This window comes from Amycolatopsis sp. NPDC049253, assembly GCF_040678995.1.
GTDB lineage: Bacteria > Actinomycetota > Actinomycetes > Mycobacteriales > Pseudonocardiaceae > Amycolatopsis.
This window is the reverse complement of sequence record NZ_JBFAQX010000001.1, coordinates 672,800-693,553: the sequence shown is the minus strand read 5'-3', so window position 1 is coordinate 693,553 and position 20,754 is coordinate 672,800. Positions and strand designations below refer to the sequence as shown.

Here is a 20,754-nt window from a genome sequence, read left to right as displayed (position 1 = left end):
TCAGAAGCCCCGCGCCATGGCTTCCAGGCGGCGGATGCGGTCCTCGATCGGCGGGTGCGTGGAGAACAGCTTCGACAGTCCCTCGCCCGGGCGGAACGGGTTGGCGATCATCAGGTGCGACTGCGAGACCACCGCCGGCTCGGGGGCCAGAGGCGCCGCGCGTGTGCCGCTTTCCAGCTTGCGCAGAGCCGAGGCCAGGGCGAGCGGGTCGCCCGTGAGCTCGGCGCCCGAGGCATCCGCCTGGTACTCGCGGGAGCGGCTGACGGCGAGCTTGATCACCGACGCCGCGATGGGGCCGACGAGGACGAGCAGCAGGGACACGAACGGGTTGCCGTCGCGGCTGTTGCCGCCGAAGAAGAAGGCCAGGTTGGCGAGGACGCTGATCACGCTGGCGAGCGCGCCGGCGACGCAGGAGATCAAAATGTCCCGGTTGTAGACGTGCGAGAGCTCGTGGCCCAGGACGGCGCGCAGCTCTCGCTCGTTGAGCAGGTCGAGGATGCCCGTGGTGCAGCACACGGCGGCGTGCTGCGGGCTGCGGCCGGTGGCGAACGCGTTGGGCGCGACCGTCGGGCTGAGGTAGAGCGCGGGCATCGGCTGGCGTGCGGTGGTGGCGAGCTCGCGCACGATCCGGTACATCGCGGGCTGCTCGACCTCCGACACGGGCCGCGCGCGCATCGCGCGCAGGGCGAGCTTCTCGGAGTTGAAGTACGCGAACGCGTTGACCCCGAGCGCCACGAGCAGGCCGATGATCAGGGCGCCGCGGCCGAAGAGGCCGCTGATCGCGATGATGATCGCCGACAGCAGACCGAGCAGCAACGCCGTCTTCAGCCCGTTCTGGTGCTTGTGCACGCGGCTCGCCTCCGTCCGCTCTCAGGGGTGATTACTCATCGGAAACAACGCGATCGGGCGACCCGAAGTTCCTTCACATGATCCACCGGCTGGTTACCGATCCGGCCAAAAGTAGGCGGGCTCCCCCCTGGACGGTTACCGTGAGTCGTAACCGTTCCCGCCATGACTGTGGTCGGACTGGTAACGATCAGCACAGCAGGGTCGGGAGAATTTTCCCCGGTGATCATCCTCGGCGGAGGTGGGCGATGCACGGTCCCGGACTGAGCCGACGAGGGCTGTTCGCCCTGGCCACGGCGGGTGTGGCCGGTGTTTGCCTGCCCGCGCTGGCCGGCACCGCGTGGGCCGAGCAGGTGAGTGTCGTCGACGTCGGCGGGGCGCTCACGGCCGTCGCGGTGAATCCGGTCACGGGGCTGGTGTACGTGACCGACTCGAATTCCGGCTCCGTCGCGGTGATCGACCCGGCCGCGGGGCGTGTGACCACGATCATCACCGTCGGCGGCAAGCCCAGTGACGTCGCCGTGGACTCGGCCGCCAACCGCGTGTACGTGGCCAACCCGCCGGGCGGCACCGTGATCGCGCTCGACGCGTTGAGCCACCAGACGTTGAGCGTCGTCGGCGCGGGTGCCGGCGCCTCGTCGCTCGCGGTGGACTCGGCGGCGAACACTGTCTACGCGGTGAGCGGCACCAAGGGGACGCTCGCCGTCCTCGACACCCTGAGCCTCACCACGCAGCGGATCGTGGCCGCGCCGAAGCCGAGCCTCGCGGAGATCGCGCTCGACACCGGGCGGCGGATCGCCTACTGCACGAGCCCCACCACCGACTCGGTCGAGGTGTACGACATCGACGCCGGCAAGTTCACGAGCAGCGCCGGCGTCGGGGCCTCGCCCACGGGTGTCGTGGTGCACGAGGCGAGCGGCACCGTGTTCGTGGCCAACTCGGCGATCCACCACATGTCCATTGTGGATGCGGTGACCCGCAAGCAGACCAAGACGGTGCTGCTGCGCAGCGAAGCTTCCGCGATCGCGGTGCACCAAGGAACCGAGACCATTTACACCAACGGCGGCCAGAACGGACTGTCCCGCGTGGACGGCAAAGCCGGCGTGCTGACGGGCGAGCTGAGCCTCGGCGTGAACCCCGGCGACGTGGCCGTCGACCAGCGCTCGCGCGCTGTTTACGTGACGGATCCCTTGCATGGAACCGTTTCCGTCATCCGCAATTTCTGACACCGCAGCTGGTGTAACTCCAGGTATACGTTCGGTTTTATGAAACTCGGACTGCAGCTCCCCAACTTCACCTGGCCGGGAGGTCCGTCGCAGCTCGGCTCCGACCTGGCCTCCGTCGCACGCTCGGCCGACCAGGCCGGCTTCGAGTACCTGGCGGTGATGGACCACTTCTTCCAGATCCGCGGCGTCGGACCGAGTGAGAACGAGATGCTCGAGGCCTACACGGCGCTGGGCTTCCTCGCGGCGCACACCGAGCGCGCGAAGCTGCTCACGGTGATCACCGGCGTGATCTACCGCCACCCGGGCCTGCTCGCGAAGGCCATCACGACCCTCGACGTGCTCTCCAGCGGCCGCGCGGTGCTCGGCATCGGCGCCGGCTGGAACGAGGAGGAGTCAAAGGGCCTCGGCTTCCCGTTCCCGTCCACCGCCGAGCGCTTCGAGCTGCTCGAGGAGAACCTGCAGTACATCCTGCAGATGTGGGACGAGGGCGACGCCGCGTTCTCCAGCAAGCACTTCGAGGCCGAGCGCCTGCTGAACTCGCCGCAGCCGCTCACGCGCCCCCACCCCCCGATCATGATCGGCGGCGGCGGCGAAAAGAAGACGTTGCGCTTCGTCGCCAAGTACGGCGACGCGTGCAACATCTTCAACACGCCCGACGTGGCGCACAAGCTCGACGTGCTGAAGCAGCACTGCGAGAACGAGGGCCGCGACTACGACGAGATCACCAAGACCGTCTACCACACCCTCGACATCGGCCCGAACGGAGAGAAGACGGGCGAGCTCGTGGCGGAGCTGGAGCGTCTGCACGGCCTGGGCTTCCACGCGGCGATCGGCAGCATCCCGGCGTTGCCGGATGTGTCGGTGATCGAGAAGTTCGCCAAGGACGTCATCCCGGCGATCGAGAAGCTCACATGAAACTCGATTGCACCTCCCCCAGCTGACCTGACCGAACGGCCCGGCGGTACTCGGGCCCGACCTCGCCACGGTGGCCGAAGCCGTGGACGAGGCCGGGTTCGAGTACCTGTCGGTGATGGACCACTTCTTCCAGATCTCGCGCTACGGCCCGCCCGAGCGCGAAATGCTGGAGGCGTACACGACGCTGGGGTTCCTCGCCGTGCACACGTCGCGGGTCAAGCTGCTCACGCTGGTCAGCGGCGTGATCTACCGGCACCCGGGCCTGCTCGCGAAGGCCGTCACGACCCTCGACGTGCTCTCCGGCGGCCGCGCGATCCTCGGCATCGGCGCCGGCTGGAACGAAGAGGAAACGAAGGGCCTCGGCCTCCCCTTCCCGCCGCTCAAAGAGCGCTTCGAGCAGCTGGAGGACGCCCTCCACTACGTCCTGCAGATGTGGGCCGACGGCGACGCCGCGTTCTCCGGCAAGCACTTCAAGGCCGAGCGCCTGCTCAACTCGCCGCAGTCCCTGCAACGCCCCCACCCGCCGATCCTCATCGGCGGCAGCGGCGAGAAGAAGACGCTGCGGCTCGTCGCGCAGTACGCCGACATGTGCAACCTCTTCCCCGGCCCGGACCTGCCGCACAAGCTCGACGTGCTCAAGCAGCACTGCGCCGCCGTCGGCCGCGACTACGACGAGATCACCAAAAACATCGCGCTGTGGCTCGACATCGGTGAGAACGGCGAGAAGACCGGACAGCTCCTCGACGAGCTGGGGAAGCTCGCCGACCTCGGCATCGACGCCACCATGGGATGGGTCCCGGGCGTGCCCGACCCGCGGGTGATCGAGAAGCTCGGCACCGACGTGATCCCTGCGGCGGAGAAGCTCTAGACCACCCCCGCAACACAATCACAAGCCCGCGCCGGGGTGCGGGAAAAACCCACGCGCCCCGGCGCGGAGTTACTCTCCGCGCATGGCGCCCGGCAAAGTGAAACCACGCCAATCCCCCTCTCCCACCAGGAGAACAAGCCGGGAAAAGCGCTGCGAACCGGGCCGAGCACATCTCATTCGGAAAACGGTGGTCCGCCCCTCACACGCTCGCTGTAACGACCCCCCGCTGGTCATCGACGTGTCTAGCACGCAAGCCGCGAGCCGAGGAGCCCGTTGATGACCACATGCCGACTCTGCGGTTCGACAGCTCTGGTGAGTGTCGTCGATCTCGGAGCGACCCCGCCGTGTGAGCGGTTCCTGACCGCGGAACAGCTGGCCGAGCCCGAGAACACCTACCCGCTGCACCTGCAGGTCTGCACGGAGTGCTGGCTGGCGCAGATCCCGCCGCTGATCACTCCCGAGGACACGTTCACCGACTACGCGTACTTCTCGTCGTACTCGACGTCGTGGGTCGAGCACGCACGCCAGTACGTCACCGAATCGGCCGAGCGGCTCGGCCTGGGGCCCGACTCGTTCGTGGTCGAGGTGGCGAGCAACGACGGTTACCTGCTGCAGCACGTCGTCGAGCGCGGCATCCGGTGCCTGGGCGTCGAGCCGTCGGTGAACGTCGGGCAGGCGGCGCGCGACAAGGGCGTGCCGACGAAGACGGCGTTCCTCAGCCCCGAGACGGGGCGCGACGTCCGTGAGGAACACGGGCCGGCGGACCTCGTCGCGGCGAACAACGTGTACGCGCACATCCCCGACATCATCGGCTTCACCCACGGCCTGCGCGCCCTGGTGGCCGACGACGGGTGGGTCAGCATCGAGGTGCAGCACCTGCTCACGCTGATCAGCGAGAACCAGTACGACACGATCTACCACGAGCACTTCCAGTACTACACCGTGGAATCCGCGCGCCGGGCACTCGCGGTCGGGGGACTGTCCGTTGTGGACGTCGAGCTGCTGCCCACGCACGGCGGCTCGATCCGCCTGTGGGCGCGGCCCATGGAGGTCGCCGGCGAGCCGAGCGCGCGGATGGTCGACGTGCTGGAGCGCGAGAAGGCCGCGGGCCTGCACGAGCTCTCCGGCTACACCGAGTTCGCCGAGCGCGTCACGCGGGTGCGCCTCGACCTGCTGGAGTTCCTGGTCAAGGCGGCCAAGGAGGGCAAGACCGTGGTGGGCTACGGCGCACCCGGCAAGGGCAACACGCTGCTGAACCACTGCGGCATCCGCCCCGACGTGCTCGCCTACACCGTCGACCGCAACCCGTACAAGCACGGCCGCTACACGCCGGGCACGCGGGTGCCGATCCTCGAGCCCGAGCGCATCGCGGCCGACAAGCCGGACTACGTCCTCGTCCTTCCTTGGAACCTCAGGAAGGAACTCACCGAACAGCTGTCCTATGTAGACGACTGGGGCGGGCGGCTCGTGTTCCCGATCCCCCGTCTCGAGATCGTCGAGGTGAACAAGTGAAGGTAGTCCTGTTCTGCGGCGGCTACGGGATGCGGATGCGCAACGGAGACGCCTCCGACGTGCCCAAGCCGATGGCGATGGTCGGCCCGAGACCGCTCATCTGGCACGTGATGCGCTACTACGCGCACTTCGGCCACACCGAGTTCGTGCTGTGCCTGGGCTACGGCGCCCACCACATCAAGGAGTTCTTCCTCAACTACAAGGAGACGACGTCCAACGACTTCGTGCTCCGCGACGGCAAGCCGGAGCTGCTCTCCACCGACATCTCCGACTGGACCATCTCGTTCGTGCAGACCGGCATCGAGTCGCCGATCGGCGAGCGCCTGCGCCGCGTGCGCGAGTACCTCGACGGCGACGAGATGTTCCTCGCCAACTACGCCGACGTGCTCACCGACGCGCCGCTGGACAAGATGGTCGAGCGCTTCGAGCAGACCGACGCCGGCGCGTCGATGATGGTCGTGCCGCCGCAGTCGTCGTTCCACTGCGTGGAGATGGACGAGGGCGGGCTCATCGGCTCGATCACCCCCGTCAGCGACATGCCGCTGTGGGAGAACGGCGGGTACTTCGTGCTGCGCCAGGAGATCTTCGACCACATCCCGGAGAACGGCGACCTCGTCGCCGACGGCTGCGGCGAGCTCGCCAAGCGCGGCCGGCTCCTGGCCTACCCGTATCGCGGGTTCTGGAAGCCGACCGACACCGTGAAGGAACGCTTCGCACTCGACGAGGGCTACACCCGCGGCGACCGGCCGTGGGCGCTGTGGGAACGGGACCGGGTGCACGCGTGATCAACCTGCTTCCGCAGCAGCTGGGCAGCGTCGTGGTGCTGGGTGCGCATTGCGACGACATCGCCATCGGCGCCGGCGGGACGCTGCTCACGCTCTGCGAGCAGCGGCCCGGCCTCCGCGTCGACGCGCTGGTGCTGTCGGGCGGCGGCACCGAACGCGAGGCCGAGGAACGGGCGGCGCTCGCCGCGTTCTGCCCGGGCGGCGACCTCGACGTCACGGTGCTGAAGCTCCCCGACGGCCGCCTCCCGGCGCACTGGGACGAGGCCAAGAACGCGCTGGAAGACCTCAAACAGCGCACCGACCCGGACGTGGTCTTCGCACCGCGCACGGTCGACGCGCACCAGGACCACCGCGGCCTCGCGCAGCTGGTGCCCACGGTCTACCGCGGGTACCTGGCGCTGGGCTACGAGATCGTGAAGTGGGACGGCGACCTCGGCCGCCTCCCCGCGTACGTACCGCTCGCCGACGAAGTGGCCGAGCAGAAGGTGCGGCTGCTGCAGGAGCACTACGCCTCCCAGCGGCACCGCCCCTGGTACGACCGCGAGGCCTTCCTGGGCCTCGCCCGCATCCGCGGCATCGAGTGCCAGCAGCGGTACGCGGAAGCGTTCGAAGTGAACAAACTCGTTCTCGACCTGAGGGGCTGACTGACATGCGGGTGTTGCTGACCGGGCACACGGGATATCTCGGCACGGTGATGGCGCCGGTGCTCACCGAAGCCGGGCACGACGTCGTCGGCCTCGACTCCGGGCTCTTCGCAGGCTGCCTGCTGGGCCCGGCGCCGAAGGACCTGCCGTCGATCACCGTCGACCTGCGCGACGTGCGGCCCGAGCACCTCGAGGGCTTCGACGCGGTGATCCACCTGGCCGCGCTGTCGAACGACCCGCTGGGCTCGCTCGCGCCGGAGCTCACCTACGACATCAACCACCACGCGTCGGTCCGGCTGGCGGAGCTGGCCAAGGACGCCGGTGTCGGCCGCTACCTCTACGCGTCCACCTGCTCGGTCTACGGCGCCTCGGGCGGCGGCGGCCTGGTCGACGAGGACGCACCGCTGCGACCGGTGACGCCGTACGCGGAGTCGAAGGTGCGGGTGGAGGACGAGGTCTCGAAGCTCGCGGATGACGGCTTCACCCCGGTGTACATGCGCAACGCGACCGCGTTCGGCTTCTCGCCGCGGCTGCGTGCCGACATCGTGCTCAACAACCTGGTCGGCCACGCCTACCTCTCGGGCGAGGTGCTGGTGCTGTCGGACGGCACGCCGTGGCGCCCCCTGGTCCACGCGCGCGACATCGCCCGCGCCTTCACCGCCGCGCTCGACGCGCCGCGCGAGGCCGTGCACAACAAGGCGTTCAACATCGGCACCGAGCGCAACAACGTGACGGTGGCGGAGATCGCGCAAGAGGTCGTGGAAGCCGTGCCCGGCTCCAAGCTGCGCATCACCGGTGAGGCCGGCGCCGACCCGCGGTCGTACCGCGTGGACTTCTCGCGCTTCCGCGAGGCCGTCCCGGGCTTCGAGTGCGAGTGGGGTGTGAAGGACGGCGCGCTGCAGCTGATCGACGCCTACCGCGCCTACGAGCTCACCAAGGAGCAGTTCGAGCGTCGCTTCACGCGGCTCAACTGGCTGTCCGACCGCCAGGCCGCGGGAGCCGTCGACGACACGCTGCGGCAGCGCTGATGCTCACGGGGGGCGAGATGCACGCGCTGGTGGAGCGGCTGTACCCGCTCTGCCGCAGCATCACGGGGGACGGCGTCCGGCAGACGCTGGCGATCGTCGGTGAGCACCTGGACCTGAAGGTGCACGAGGTGCCCACCGGCACGCAGGTGCTGGACTGGACCGTGCCGCAGGAGTGGAACGTCCGCGACGCGTACGTGGCGGATGCCTCCGGCCGGCGCGTGATCGACTTCCGCGAGTCGAACCTGCACGTGGTCGGCTACAGCGTGCCGGTGGACGAGACGATGAGCCTCGCCGAGCTGCGCGGGCGCCTGCACACGCTGCCCGAAAGCCCCTCCTGGGTCCCCTACCGCACCAGCTACTACTCGCCCACCTGGGGTTTCTGCGTCGCGCAGGACGTGCTCGACGCGTTGCCCGAGGGCGATTACCACGTGAAGATCGACTCGACGCTGGCCGACGGCTCGCTCACGTACGGCGAGCACGTCGTGCCCGGCGAGGTCGGCGACGAGGTGATCGTGTCGTGCCACGTCTGCCACCCGTCGCTGGCCAACGACAACCTCGCGGGCATCGCGGTGGCCGTGTCGCTGGCGCAGGGGCTGGCCGTCGAGAAGCCGCACTTCACGTACCGCTTCCTGTTCATGCCGGGCACGATCGGCGCGATCACCTGGCTCGCGCGCAACGCCGAGCACGTCGACCGCGTGAAGCACGGCGTCGTGCTGGCCTGCGCGGGCGACCGCGGCTCGCTCACGTACAAGCGCAGCCGCCGCGGTGACGCGGACATCGACCGCGTCATGGCCTACGTGCTCAAGGACAAGCCGAACGAGATCCGCGAATTCTCGCCGTACGGCTACGACGAGCGGCAGTTCTGCTCCCCCGGCTTCAACCTCGGCGTCGGGTCCTTGACGCGCACGCCATACGCCGGTTACCCCGAGTACCACACGTCGGCCGACAACCCGGCCTTCGTTTCGCCGGAGGCCATGGAGGACACACTCGACACGCTGCAGACGGCGTTCTCGGTGCTGGAGCGCAACCGCCGCTACGTGAACCTCAGCCCCTACGGCGAGCCGCAGCTCGGCAAGCGCGGGCTGTACGACTCGCTCGGCGGCCGCAGCGACGCCAAGGAAGCGCAGCTGGCGATGCTGTGGGTGCTGTCCTACTCCGACGGCGAGCACAGCCTCCTCGACATCGCCGCACGCGCGGACCTGCCGTTCGGCGCCGTGGCCACCGCGGCCCAGGCCCTGCAGGTCGCCGGCCTGCTCAAGGAGTGAGGCCGAGTGCCTCCGATCCTGCGTTCGCGGGCCGTCCGCGCCATGGCGGGGCGGCTGAGCTGGGGCCTGGGCGACCAGGCCGTGTCGAGTCTGACCAACTTCGTGGTGGGCCTCTACGTCGCGCGATCGCTGGGTGCGGCGGCGTTCGGCCTGTTCAGCATCGCGTGGGTCACCTACGGCGTGATCCTCAACGTCTCGCGCGGCCTGGCCACCGACCCGCTGATGGTGCGGTTCTCCGGGGTTCCCAAGGCGCGCTGGCGCGAGGCGCTCGGCCAGGCCGTGGGCACGGCGCTGCTCGTGGGTGTCGCGAGCGGCGTGGTGAGCGTCCTTTTCGGACTGATCGTGGGCGGGTCGCTCGGCGGCGCGTTCGTGGCGCTCGGGGTGGTGCTGCCGTTCCTGCTGGTGCAGGACTCGTGGCGGTTCGGCTTCTTCGCCGCGGGCACCGGGCAGAAGGCGTTCGTGAACGACGGCATCCAGGCCGTCGCGCTGTTCCCGGCGCTGGTGATCGGTGCGCGCTACGGCACCGTGGTCGCGTTCCTGCTGGCCTGGGGTTGTTCGGCCGGCGTCGCGGCGGCGTTCGGATGGGTGCAGACGAGCGTGCTGCCGCGGCTGGGCGGAGTGCGTGCGTGGCTGCGCGACCACCGCGAGCTGGGCGTGCGCTACCTGCTGGAGAACGTGAGCAACAGCGGGTCTTCGCAGCTGCGCGCGTACGGGCTGGGTGCGGTCGCCGGCCTCGCCGCGGTCGGCACGGTGCGCGGTGCGGAGCAGCTGCTCGGGCCGTTCCTCGCGTTGCTGATGGGGCTTTCGCTGGTCACGGTGGCGGAGGGCGCGCGGGTGCTGCAGCGCTCGCCCCACCGGCTGTGGCACTTCTGCGTGGTCCTCGGTGGCGTGCAGGCCGCGGCCGCGCTGGCGTGGGGCCTCGGGTTGCTGCTGCTCATCCCGGCCGAGGCCGGCCGGTTCGTGCTCGGTTCGCTGTGGGACACGTCGTCGCTGCTGATCCTGCCGGTCACGTTCGCCGTGGTCGGCGCGAGCTTCACGACGGGTGCGACGGCGGGTCTGCGCGCGCTGGGCACGGCGAAGCGCAGCCTGCGTTCACAGCTGATCGCTTCGGTGTTCTACGTCGTGTTCGGCCTCATCGGGGCGGCGATCGGTGGTGCCGCCGGGTCGGAGTGGGGCGTCGCGATCGCGACGATCACCGGTTCGGCCGTGTGGTGGTGGCAGCTGCGGATCGCGCTGCGCGACCACTTCGCCATCGCCGAGAACGTGCCCGCCACGCCGGCGCCGCGCACCGGCGAGCACTCCCTCGAGTTCCACCCGGTGTCGGGTTCGTTCAGCCATGAAGAGCTTCATTCGGCGTCAGACGGAATGACAGAAATGAGAACGGGATGAGCACGGTTCCCCGGCTGACCATCGGTCTGCCCGTGTACAACGGCGAGGAGTTCCTGGGCGAGGCGCTCGACGCGTTGCTCGGCCAGACGTACGAGGACTTCGAACTGGTCATCTCCGACAACGCGTCGGCCGACGGCACCGAAGAGATCTGCCGCCAGTACGCGCGGAAGGACTCGCGCATCCGCTACGTGCGCCAGGCCCGCAACATCGGCGCGACGCCCAACCACAACGTGCTGCTCGACATGGCGCGCGGCGAGCTGTTCAAGTGGGCCTCGCACGACGACCTCTACGGGCGCGAGCTGCTGGCCAAGTGCATCGCGGTGCTCGACGAGCGGCCCGAGGTCATCGTGGCGCACTCGCACCAGGCGATCATCGACGAGAACGGCGCCGTGACCGTGCCGCTGGACTACGTGCACAAGACCGACGCGCCCCGGCCGTCGACGCGGTTCAAGAGCCTGCTGTTCGAACCCGGCGGCGACGACTTCTACGGCGTGATGCGCACCGACGTGCTGCGCCGCGTCACGCCGATGGACAGCTACCACCACGCCGACCGCACCTACGTGGCCGAGCTGGCGCTGCACGGGCCGTTCCACCAGGTGCCGGAGCTGCTGTACTTCCGCCGCGACCACCCGGACCGCGCCGAGCGCGCGAACCCGAGCAAGCGCTCGCGGTGCGCCAACCTCGACCCGAAGCGCGGCAACCCGATCACGAACCCGACGGCGCGGCTGCTGGCCGAGTACGTGTGGGGTTACGTGCACGGCATCCGCAAGGCGCCGCTGTCCTCGCGCGAGCGCCGGGCGTGCTACCTCGCGCTGGTCGGGTGGTTCACGAGCCGGGCCCGCCCGGGCGGCGGCGGGGAGCGGGTGGAGGACCGCGCGCCGGTGGCCGCCGACGAGCTGTCGATGACCGTCGACCTGGTCGTGGCCGGCCGCGAGCGGCGGGTTTCGTGACCACACGCGTCGGTGTGTTCGGGCTCCTGGGCTCGGGTAACCTCGGCAATGACGGGTCGCTGGAAGCCGTGCTCGGTTTCCTGCGCGCGGAACACCCGGACGCCGCCGTGACGGCGTTCTGCGGCGGACCGGAGGTCGTGCAGGCCCGCTACGGCGTGCCCGCGGCGCGGCTGAACTGGTACTCCGACGAGTACCGCACGGCGGCCGGCGTGCGCGCGATCGCGACGAAGGCGCTGGGCAAGCTCGTCGACGTGGTGCGCACAGCGCTCTGGGTACGCCGCCAGAACGTGGTGATCGTGCCGGGCATGGGCGTGCTGGAGGCGACGCTCCCGTTGCGGCCGTGGGGTTTCCCCTACGCGTTGTTCCTGCTTTCGCTGCTGGGGCGGCTGTTCGGCACGAAGGTGGCGCTCGTCAGCGTGGGCGCCGACCGGATCACCATGCCGGCCACGCGGTTCCTGGTGCGGCAGGCGGCGCAGCTCGCCGCGTACCGGTCCTACCGCGACGAGCTGTCGCGCTCGGCGATGGCGGGCATGGGGGTGCGGACGGCGGGTGACGGGGTGTACCCGGATCTGGCGTTCGCGTTGCCGACGCCGGTGGCCGAGGAAGATCCCCGGGCCGTGGGGGTCGGGGTGATGGCCTACTACGGCGGGAACGAGGACCGCTCCCGGGGCGAGGAGATCTACCGGTCCTATGTGGATTCCCTGACGGAGTTCGTGCGGTACCTGGTGGCCGACCGGCGGCCCGTGCGGCTGTTCATCGGCGACCGGGCCGACCTCGTCGTGGTGGACGAGATCGTGGCCACGGTGGACTCGCCCCTGGTCACGGCCGAGCCGCCGGGGTCGCTGGGCGAGCTGATGACCGCGATGGCCGGCGTGGGCACGGTCGTGGCCACGCGGTACCACAACGTGCTGTGCGCGCTGAAAGCCGGGAAACCGACCGTCGCGATCGGCTACGCGAAGAAGAATGACGTGCTGATGGCGGAAATGGGCCTCGGCGAGTTCTGCCAGGAGGCGCGGTCGGTGGACGTGCCGCGGCTGATCGCGCAGTTCGAGGAGCTGGAAAGCCGCGCTTCGGAGCTGAAAGCGAAGCTTGACGAGCGCAACGAGGACAACAAGCAACGTCTGAAATCCCAGTTCGCCGTGCTGTCGTCCACGCTGTTCCCCGTTTCGGAGGCCCGATGAAAGCCATTCCCGTGCCGGCGATCTCCGGCCTGATCCTCTTCCAGCCGACCCCGCACCGCGACGAGCGCGGGTTCTTCTCGCGCACGTTCGACGCGGACGTCGCGCGGTCCGTCGGCATCGACCCGGACGCGTTCGTGCAGGACAGCGTGTCGCGGTCGGTGCGGGGCGTCGTGCGGGCGATGCACCTGCGCTCGGGCGCCGGCGAGGCGAAACTGGTGCGCTGCTCGTTCGGCGAGGTGTTCGACGTGGTCGTGGACCTGCGGCCGGAGTCGCCCACTTTCCGGGCCATGGAGACGTTCCGGCTTTCCGGCGACACCCAGGTGAGCATTTACATCCCCGCCGGGTGCGCGCACGGGTTTCAGGCACTTTCCGACATCGCTGACGTCTCGTATCGCATCGATCGCGTGCACAATCCGGACGAAGACGTCAGTATCGCCTACAACGATCCCGCCCTCGCCATTCCGTGGCCGCTGCCGCCCACGCTGATGTCCGAACGCGACAAGACCGCGCCCTCGCTGGCTGAGGCGCTGCAGACCTAGAAGGTGACCACAATGGACCTGCCCCGCTCCCGTGCCGCGAACGAGCGGCTGCACCGGGTGATCCCCGGCGGCGCGCACACCTACGCCAAGGGTGAGGACCAGTACCCCGAGCACCTCGCGCCCGTGATCTCCCACGGCCGCGGCGCGCACGTGTGGGACGTCGACGGCAACGAGTACGTGGAGTACGGCTCGGGCCTGCGGTCGGTGAGCCTCGGCCACGCGCATCCGCGCGTGACCGAAGCCGTGCGCCGCGAGATCGAACGGGGCAGCAACTTCGCGCGTCCGTCCATTGTGGAGGCCGAGGCCGCGGAGCGGTTCCTCGAGAACGTGCCGACCGCGGACATGGTCAAGTTCACGAAGAACGGCTCCGACGCGACGACCGCCGCCGTGCGGCTCGCGCGTGCCGTGACGGGCCGGCCGATGGTCGCGTTGTGCGCCGATCACGCGTTCTTCTCCACCGACGACTGGTTCATCGGCACCACGGCCATGGCGGCCGGCATCCCCGGTGAGATCACGGACCTGACGGTGCGGTTCCCGTACGGCGACCTCGCGGCCACCGAGGCCTTGCTGCAGCAGCACGACGGGCAGATCGCGTGCCTGATCCTCGAAGCCGCGACGCAGCAGGACCCGCCCTCCGGCTATCTCGCGGGCCTGCGCGACCTCGCCCACCGCTACGGCGCGCTGCTGGTCTTCGACGAGATGATCACCGGCTTCCGCTTGTCCGAGCACGGCGCGCAGGGACTGTTCGGCGTCACACCGGATCTCTCGACGTTCGGCAAGGCGCTCGGCAACGGCTTCGCCGTGTCGGCGCTGGCGGGCCGCCGCGAGTTCATGGAGCTCGGCGGCCTGCGTGACCCGCGCGACCGCGTGTTCCTCCTGTCCACCACCCACGGCGCCGAGACGCACTCGCTCGCCGCGGCGATGGCCGTGATGGACACGTACGAGGCCGAGGACGTCACCGCGCGGCTGCACGCACTGGGCGCGCGGCTGGCCGCCGGCGTCCGCGAAGTGGCGTCGTCGCACGGCGTGGCCGACCACGTGGTGGTGCGCGGCCGGGACAGCAACCTGGTCTTCGGCACGCTCGACGCGTCCGGCGCGCCCTCGCAGGACTACCGCACATTGTTCCTGCGCCAGCTCGTGACGGGCGGCGTGCTGGGGCCTTCGTTCGTGGTCAGCGCGGCCCTGACCGACGCCGACATCGACCGCACCGTGGAGGTCGTGGCCGGGGCGTGTGTGGTCTACCGCAAGGCACTGGACGCGGGCGATCCGTCGCCGTGGCTCGGCGGGCGGCCGGTGAAGCCGGTGTTCCGCCGCAAGGCCTGAGCTACTTGACGAGCACCAGGTAGGCGAAGCCCAGCACACCCCGGTACGCGGTGACGTACTCGCGCTCGCGGGTGTCGAGCCACTCGCGCGTCTCGGCGGCGCGAGGGTCGTCGGGGTTCGCCAGCACCCACCGCAGCCGGCCGGCGCGGGAGGTGGACTCGAAGTCGTCCCACTCGCGCCGGCCGGCGGTGCTCAGGTGGAGCACGCGCCAGCCCGTGTCGCGGCAGGCTTCGAGGAGGTCGGGCAGCGGGAGGACTTCGTCGCCGAAGATTTCGTGGGCGGCGGGTGTGGGTTCGGCCGGCCAGCAGGCGTCGCCGTAGAGCAGGTGGTCGGTGACGCCGGCGAGGGCGGCCAGGGCCTGGCGGGTGCCGCCGAAGGCGTGGGCCGCGCCGATGCAGAGCGCGCGGTCGGCGCGGCCCTGCCAGGCGGCGGCGTCCTGCTCGACGAACTCGACCTGGGCGCCGCGTTCCTTCGCCGCGCGGCGGCCGCGTTCGATCGCCACCTCGTCGGTGTCCACGGCGATGCCTCGCGCCGAGGTGCCGTCGACCGCGCGGATCAGCAGCTCACCCCAGCCGGCGCCCAGGTCGACGACCGTGCCGTCGGTGACGTCGAGGCGGTCGAGCAGCAGGGCGGCGTGGGGTTCGTCGAGCGGGGCGTTCCACCGCATGGCGCAGCGGCGGGAGAGCGTGAAGTCGTCGGGCACGGGCGACAGCCTCGCTGCCGGGCCGGACCGGTGTCACGTGGTTTTCCGCGGCCGCAGTGATCGAGATCTCGGTTGAACGCGAAGTGAACCGGAGAAGTTTCTGGCACCGTGTCTCATTCATGAGCAATCCCTTGATCGCGCCGACACAGGACTCGACGAAGGCGTATTCGGGCATCACGCTGCTGGAAGACGCCAACGACCTGAAGACGGCGATCGAGACCGGCGACTGGGCGTCGGTGGCGATGGGGGCGGTCGGGACGGCGCTGGACGCGCTGTCGATGGCCATGGACCCGTTCGGCGCGATCCTCGCGGCCGGCGTCGGGTGGCTGATGGAGCACGTCGGGCCGCTCAAGGAGGCGCTCACCGGGCTGACCGGCAACGCGGACCAGATCGCAGCGCAGTCGGAGACCTGGAAGAACGTCGCGGGCGAACTGGAGGCCGTCGCGTCGGACCTGCAGGACATGGTGCAGGCGGACCTGCAGTCCTGGACGGGCGCCGCGGCGGACGCGTACCGCCGGCGCAGCCAGGATCTGGCGACACTGCTGGGGAGTGCGCAGAAGGGCACCGAGGGCGCGGCCAGCGGTGTGAAGACGGCCGGCGAAGTCGTCGGCGCGGTGCGGGCGCTGGTGCGCGACATCATCGCCGACTTGGTCGGGCACATGATCAGCTGGGCGTTGCAGGTGGTGTTCACGCTCGGGATCGGGTTGACGTGGGTGGTGCCGCAGGTCGTGAACGCGGTCGCCAAGACCGCGTCGAAGATCACCGACGTCACGACGAAGCTGATCAAGGCGCTGAAGGCGTTGATCCCGCTGCTGAAGAAGGCGGGGACGCTGTTCGAGGACGCGGGCAAGGCGCTGAAGGGGCTCAAGGGCGGCAAGATCTCGGCGCCGCCGAAGCCGAAAGACCTCAGCGGCACGCCGGACGCGCCGCCGGTCAAGTCGGGTGGCACCGGCGGCGGGGGCACGAAGGCCTCCGGGTATGAGGGTGCGCCGAAGGACTACACCCCGCCGCCCGCCTCGAAGGGCGCCGACGACGGCATCCATGCCTCCGGTTACGAGGGCAGTCCCAAGGACTACACCCCGCCGCCGGCTTCCAAGGGCGCCGACGACGGCGGCTCGGGCGGGTCCGGCTACACCGGCTCGGGCACGGACTACACGCCGCCCGGGGGCAAGGCGGGCGACGACACGACCCGCGCGTCGAGCGCCGGGGACACCCCGCCACCGACCAAGAGCAGCCCGCCGCCGGCGAAGACCGATCCGGCCAAGAGCGACCCGCCGCCGCTGGACGCGCCGCCGGCCGACCGCGGTCTCGGCGGCGGCGGAGGCAGCGCCGGCAAGAGCGGCGGCAAGGACACCACGTCGGCGCAGAGCTCCGTCAAGGACGCCAACACCACCCCGCGCTCGAACGACACCCCGACGGCCGACCGGCTCGCCTGCGGTGACCCGATCGACGTCTCCACGGGCCGGGTCATGCTCACGCAGGAGGACGTCCGGCTGGACGCGGCGCTGCCGCTGGTCCTCTCGCGCACGCACCTGTCGTCCTACCGGATCGGTCGGGCCTTCGGCGCGTCGTGGGCCTCGACGCTCGACCAGCGCCTCGAAGCCGACGGCGACACCGTGCACTTCGCGGCCGAAGACGGCACCTTCCTCGAGTACCCGAAGCCCGTCGTCGGCGGCGAGGTGCTGCCGATGACCGGCCCGGCGTGGCCGCTGACGCGCGCCATCGACGGTTCCTACGTGCTCACCCAGCCCGACCGCGGCCGCGCGCTGCTGTTCTCCGGCGCGACCGGGCGCCTGGTCACGGTGACCACGATGGCCGGCGACCAGCACTTCCGCCTGTCCTACGACGACGCGGGCACGCTGACCGACCTCACGCACTCGGCGGGCCACCACGTCGGCGTGACCACCGACGGCGGCCGAGTCACGGAGCTGACGCTGCTCAGCGGCGGCGCGCCGGTGGTCCTCGTGCGCTACGCCTACGACGAGCGGGCGAACCTGGCCGAGGTCCGCAACTCCTCGGACCTGCCGCTGCACTTCGGCTACGACGCCGAGGGCCGGCTCGCGAGCTGGGAAGACCGCAACGGCATGTGGTACCGCTACTCCTACGACGCGCAGGGCCGTTGCGTACGCGCCGAAGGCCGCGATGGCGACCTGCGCTACAGCCTGGCCTACGAGCCGCGCCGCACCACGGCCGTCGACTCGCTGGGCGCCACCACCGTGTTCGACCTCAACGACGCGTTCCAGGTCATCGCGGTGACCGACCCGCTCGGCTTCACCACGCGCATGGAGTGGGACGACCGCGACCGGCTGCTCTCGAGCACCGACGCGCTCGGCGCCACCACCCGCAACCACTACGACGAGGCCGGCGACCTCGTGGAGATCGTCGCCGCCGACGGCTCCCGCACCATCGCCGAGTACGACGACGAGCACCGCCCGGTGAGGGTCGTCGAAGCCGACGGCGCGGTGTGGCTGCGGGAGTACACAGAGGACGGTGACGTCGCGGCAGCCGTCGACCCGCTCGGCGCCCGCACACGCTTCGAGTACGCGCGGCCGGGACTGCCCGCCACCGTGACCGGTCCGCTCGGCGAGGTGACGCGCTACGAGTACGACGCGGCGGGCCTGCCGGTCGCGGTGACCGACGCCGTCGGCGCGACGCAGCGCACGGCGTTCGACCGTTTCGGCCGCCCCGCGGCCGAAACCACCGCGCAGGGCGCCGTCACGCGCACCGCGTGGACCGTGGAGGGCGAGCGGCTGAGCGTCACGCGACCCGACGGCACGAGCGTGTCCTACCGCCACGACGGCGAAGGCAACCTCCGCGAAACCCGCGAAGCCACCACCGTCTCGCGCACGGACTACGCCGGGTTCGACCGGCCCGTCGCCGTGACCGCGGTCGACGGCTCGCGCGTGGAACTGAGCTACGACACCGAAACCCGCGTCACGGGCGTGCGCAACGAGCTGGGCGCGCAGTGGCGCTACGAGTACGACGCCGCCGGCCGGCTGGCGGCCGACACCGACTACGACGGCCGCCGCCGCACCTTCCGCTACGACGCCGCGGGCCGGCTGGTCGAGCAGACCTCGGCCGGCGGCCGCGTGCTGCGCTTCGGCTACGACGCGGTGGGCCGCATCATGCGGCTGGACGCCGACGGTGCCGTCGCCACCTACGAGTACGACCCCGCCGGCCGGCTCGTCCGGGCCGTCAACCAGGACACGGACCTGCGCCGCACCTACGACCCGGCCGGCCGCCTGGTCGAGGAGTCGGTGAACGGCCGCGTGCTGTCGTCCGCTTTCGACGCTTCGGGCCGCCGCACCTCGCGCACGACGCCGACCGGCGCCCACGCCGAATGGCGCCACGACGCGGCGGGCCGGCCGATCGCCCTGCGCACCGCGGGCCGTGAGCTCACCTCCGTGCGTGATCTCGAAGGCCGTGAGGTCGAGCGGCGGCTGGGGAACGTGCGGCTGCGCCAGGCGTGGGACGCGCGCGACCGGCTCGTCACGCAGACCCTCGTGAACGGCCGCGCGTTGCAGCAGCGCTCGCTGCACTACCGCCACGACGACACCGTGACCGCCGTCGACGACGCGCTGACCGGGCGGCGGCAGCTGCGGCTGGACCCGATCGGCCGTCCGCTGGCCGTCGAAGGCCCGGCGAGCCGCGAGACCTACGGCTACGACGCGGCAGGCAACCTCGTGCAGCCGGGAAACCGCGTGTACGCCGGCAGCCTGCTCAAGCGCGACGACACCGCCACCTACGAGTACGACCCCGACGGAAAGCTCGTGCTGCGGCGCACCGCCGACGGCAACGAATGGCGGTACGAGTGGGACGGTCACGAGCGGCTCGTCGCGGTGCACACCCCCGCCGGCCACCACTGGCGCTACCGCTACGACGCGCTCGGCCGCCGCGTCGCGAAGGAGCTCCTCGACGCCACCGGCACCCTGCGCACCCGCACCGAGTTCACGTGGGACGGTGAGCAGCTCGCCGAGCAGGTCACCGACGGCGTGCGCGCCCTGGTCTGGCACACCGAACCCGGCAGCGGCCGCGTGCTCACCCAGACCGAACGCGTGCTGCGCCAGGCCGACGGCGAATGGCGCGACCACAGCCTCCGCGGCGTCGTCACCGACCTCGCCGGCGCGCCGACCGAGCTGGTCGACGCCGAACAGGGCCTGGTCTGGCACGGCACGCTCACCGCGTGGGGCGCCGCCACCGGCCCGATGCCCACGCCGCTGCGCTTCGCCGGGCAGTACCACGACGACGAAACCGGCCTGCACTACAACTTCCACCGTTACTACGACCCGAACGCGGCGCGCTACCTCAGCCCCGACCCGTCGGGGCTGAGCCCGGCGACCAACCCGTACGCCTACGTCGCCGACCCCCTCGGCTGGACGGACCCGCTCGGGCTGGCGCCGTGCAAGCTGTCGTTCGACCAGGCGCACAGCACGCCGGACGGGCCTTCGCTGAACCTGCGCGGACCACGCAAGTCGGGCAAAGCGGGCCGGACGCCGAACAAGATCCGCGACGAGCAGAAGTTCAACGACATCGCGCAAACGGCCGGGGTGCCGAACCCGCACAAGCAGCGCCTGACGCTCAACGGTGACGCCCAGACGATGCTGGAGAACAACCGCGGGCTCGGCGGGAAGCTGCACGAGCACGCGCGCGGCGAAGGTCTCGTCGACCCGGTGTCCAAAGACCGCCAGGCCGTCGAGGCGCTGGGCCGCAACGACCCGAACACGAGGAACTTCTGGGAGCAGCAGGACCGCCGCGACCAGCACACGGCGAACCAGGTGGCCGAGAACAACAAGCAGGACCACCGCGACGCCGACCGCGATCAGGAAGTGGACGACCGGCTGCGCCCCGTCATGGACAAGCACGAGGCCACCGGCTCGCTGCTGGACAAGTACGACGGCGTGGTCGTCGGCGGCAAGCACGACGGCAAGCACCCGGGCCTCGAGATGATGCGCGACAACATGGGCGACCTCAAGCAGAACGGCGTCAACAAGGTCTACTTGGAGAGCCTGCGCGACGACGCGCACAACGGCATGGTCAAGGACTACCTCAACTCCCCGCCCGGCAGCGAAATGCACCCGGACCTGAAGAAGTACCTCGATTCCAGCCCGAACGGCAAGCTGGTGGGCCAGGTGATCGAGTCGGCGAAGAAGGAGGGCGTCGACGTGATCGGCATCGGCGGCAACCCGGCGCGGCGTGACCTCGACGGTGGCGCGGGGCTGTTCCAGCGCCACGCGATGTTCAACTCCTACGGCGCCGAGTCCGTGCAGCACCACCAGGCGGCCAACCCGGGCAAGTACGTGATGGAGATCGGCGAGGCGCACGGCAAACCGCACACGTGGAACGGTGCCTCACCGGTCAAGGTCGGCGGCGTCGACCTGCCGCCGAGGTCGGCGGGGATCGGCGACCTGCTCGGCGTGCCGCAGGTGAAGGGCGACGGCCCGGGAGGCTCGTTCCAGCGGATCGACGATTCGACGGACCTGAGCTGATCGTCCACTTCGGAAATGATCCACCAAGTGCACAACTTCGCGGAAATGTGTTGTCGGACAAGGGGGATTCACTCGTCGGGGCAGTCGGCGAACC

15 protein-coding genes and 1 pseudogene are annotated in these 20,754 nt (G+C 70.4%); 14 read left to right on the top strand and 2 right to left on the bottom strand.

What is annotated here, in order from left to right; genetic code table 11:
- Window positions 1-849, bottom strand: a complete 849-nt coding sequence (gene htpX / locus AB0K15_RS03505; RefSeq protein ID WP_364045123.1) for a zinc metalloprotease HtpX — start codon at window positions 847-849, stop codon at window positions 1-3.
- A gap of 245 nt (window positions 850-1,094) precedes the next feature.
- On the opposite strand from htpX, the gene AB0K15_RS03500 reads away from it, so the two are divergent.
- From AB0K15_RS03500 to AB0K15_RS03440, 13 genes and pseudogenes are all read left to right on the top strand, one after another.
- On the top strand, window positions 1,095-2,072 hold the full coding sequence (locus AB0K15_RS03500; RefSeq protein ID WP_364045121.1) for a hypothetical protein: 978 nt from the start codon (window positions 1,095-1,097) through the stop codon (window positions 2,070-2,072).
- Between the two features lie 39 nt (window positions 2,073-2,111).
- A complete protein-coding gene (locus AB0K15_RS03495) occupies window positions 2,112-2,987 on the top strand; it encodes an LLM class F420-dependent oxidoreductase (protein ID WP_364045119.1) in 876 nt (291 codons plus the stop codon).
- Window positions 2,988-2,994: 7 nt separating this feature from the next.
- Window positions 2,995-3,855: pseudogene (locus tag AB0K15_RS03490) on the top strand (LLM class F420-dependent oxidoreductase).
- A gap of 276 nt (window positions 3,856-4,131) precedes the next feature.
- Window positions 4,132-5,367 (top strand): class I SAM-dependent methyltransferase, encoded by a 1,236-nt coding sequence (locus AB0K15_RS03485; protein WP_364045117.1) that lies wholly within the window; start codon window positions 4,132-4,134, stop codon window positions 5,365-5,367.
- Window positions 5,364-6,152 (top strand): glucose-1-phosphate cytidylyltransferase, encoded by a 789-nt coding sequence (locus AB0K15_RS03480; protein ID WP_364045115.1) that lies wholly within the window; start codon window positions 5,364-5,366, stop codon window positions 6,150-6,152. The genes AB0K15_RS03485 and AB0K15_RS03480 overlap by 4 nt, the downstream gene beginning before the upstream one ends.
- Window positions 6,149-6,796, top strand: coding sequence for a PIG-L family deacetylase (locus AB0K15_RS03475; protein WP_364045113.1), 648 nt, complete (start codon window positions 6,149-6,151; stop codon window positions 6,794-6,796). Before AB0K15_RS03480 ends, AB0K15_RS03475 begins: the two co-directional genes overlap by 4 nt.
- A gap of 5 nt (window positions 6,797-6,801) precedes the next feature.
- A complete protein-coding gene (locus tag AB0K15_RS03470) occupies window positions 6,802-7,824 on the top strand; it encodes an SDR family oxidoreductase (RefSeq protein ID WP_364045111.1) in 1,023 nt (340 codons plus the stop codon).
- The gene (locus AB0K15_RS03465; RefSeq protein ID WP_364045109.1) at window positions 7,824-9,089 is read left to right on the top strand and encodes a DUF4910 domain-containing protein; all 1,266 of its coding nucleotides are present in this window, start codon (window positions 7,824-7,826) and stop codon (window positions 9,087-9,089) included. Before AB0K15_RS03470 ends, AB0K15_RS03465 begins: the two co-directional genes overlap by 1 nt.
- Before the next feature lie 42 nt (window positions 9,090-9,131).
- Window positions 9,132-10,478, top strand: a complete 1,347-nt coding sequence (locus AB0K15_RS03460) for a hypothetical protein (protein ID WP_364045381.1) — start codon at window positions 9,132-9,134, stop codon at window positions 10,476-10,478.
- Window positions 10,475-11,428 (top strand): glycosyltransferase family A protein, encoded by a 954-nt coding sequence (locus AB0K15_RS03455; RefSeq protein ID WP_364045107.1) that lies wholly within the window; start codon window positions 10,475-10,477, stop codon window positions 11,426-11,428. The genes AB0K15_RS03460 and AB0K15_RS03455 overlap by 4 nt, the downstream gene beginning before the upstream one ends.
- The gene (locus tag AB0K15_RS03450) at window positions 11,425-12,609 is read left to right on the top strand and encodes a polysaccharide pyruvyl transferase family protein (protein WP_364045105.1); all 1,185 of its coding nucleotides are present in this window, start codon (window positions 11,425-11,427) and stop codon (window positions 12,607-12,609) included. Before AB0K15_RS03455 ends, AB0K15_RS03450 begins: the two co-directional genes overlap by 4 nt.
- Window positions 12,606-13,148: a dTDP-4-dehydrorhamnose 3,5-epimerase gene (gene rfbC / locus AB0K15_RS03445; RefSeq protein ID WP_364045103.1), complete on the top strand. Its 543-nt coding sequence runs from the start codon at window positions 12,606-12,608 to the stop codon at window positions 13,146-13,148. The genes AB0K15_RS03450 and rfbC overlap by 4 nt, the downstream gene beginning before the upstream one ends.
- A 12-nt stretch (window positions 13,149-13,160) precedes the next feature.
- Window positions 13,161-14,471, top strand: a complete 1,311-nt coding sequence (locus AB0K15_RS03440; protein ID WP_364045101.1) for a glutamate-1-semialdehyde 2,1-aminomutase — start codon at window positions 13,161-13,163, stop codon at window positions 14,469-14,471.
- A gap of 1 nt (window position 14,472) precedes the next feature.
- On the opposite strand, the gene AB0K15_RS03435 is transcribed toward AB0K15_RS03440, so the two are convergent.
- The gene (locus AB0K15_RS03435) at window positions 14,473-15,174 is read right to left on the bottom strand and encodes a class I SAM-dependent methyltransferase (RefSeq protein WP_364045099.1); all 702 of its coding nucleotides are present in this window, start codon (window positions 15,172-15,174) and stop codon (window positions 14,473-14,475) included.
- A gap of 119 nt (window positions 15,175-15,293) precedes the next feature.
- On the opposite strand from AB0K15_RS03435, the gene AB0K15_RS03430 reads away from it, so the two are divergent.
- Complete coding sequence (locus AB0K15_RS03430) at window positions 15,294-20,660, top strand: RHS repeat-associated core domain-containing protein (protein ID WP_364045097.1); 5,367 nt, start codon at window positions 15,294-15,296, stop codon at window positions 20,658-20,660.
- Window positions 20,661-20,754: the final 94 nt, after the last annotated feature.

What these genes read in the sequence shown, in the direction of transcription:
- AB0K15_RS03500 (WP_364045121.1), top strand. Translation starts at nt 1,095, where the DNA reads ATGCACGGTCCCGGACTGAGCCGACGAGGGCTGTTCGCCCTGGCCACG.
- AB0K15_RS03495 (WP_364045119.1), top strand. Translation starts at nt 2,112, where the DNA reads ATGAAACTCGGACTGCAGCTCCCCAACTTCACCTGGCCGGGAGGTCCG.
- AB0K15_RS03485 (WP_364045117.1), top strand. Translation starts at nt 4,132, where the DNA reads ATGACCACATGCCGACTCTGCGGTTCGACAGCTCTGGTGAGTGTCGTC.
- AB0K15_RS03470 (WP_364045111.1), top strand. Translation starts at nt 6,802, where the DNA reads ATGCGGGTGTTGCTGACCGGGCACACGGGATATCTCGGCACGGTGATG.
- AB0K15_RS03465 (WP_364045109.1), top strand. Translation starts at nt 7,824, where the DNA reads ATGCTCACGGGGGGCGAGATGCACGCGCTGGTGGAGCGGCTGTACCCG.
- AB0K15_RS03460 (WP_364045381.1), top strand. Translation starts at nt 9,132, where the DNA reads ATGGCGGGGCGGCTGAGCTGGGGCCTGGGCGACCAGGCCGTGTCGAGT.
- AB0K15_RS03455 (WP_364045107.1), top strand. Translation starts at nt 10,475, where the DNA reads ATGAGCACGGTTCCCCGGCTGACCATCGGTCTGCCCGTGTACAACGGC.
- rfbC (WP_364045103.1), top strand. Translation starts at nt 12,606, where the DNA reads ATGAAAGCCATTCCCGTGCCGGCGATCTCCGGCCTGATCCTCTTCCAG.
- AB0K15_RS03440 (WP_364045101.1), top strand. Translation starts at nt 13,161, where the DNA reads ATGGACCTGCCCCGCTCCCGTGCCGCGAACGAGCGGCTGCACCGGGTG.
- AB0K15_RS03430 (WP_364045097.1), top strand. Translation starts at nt 15,294, where the DNA reads ATGAGCAATCCCTTGATCGCGCCGACACAGGACTCGACGAAGGCGTAT.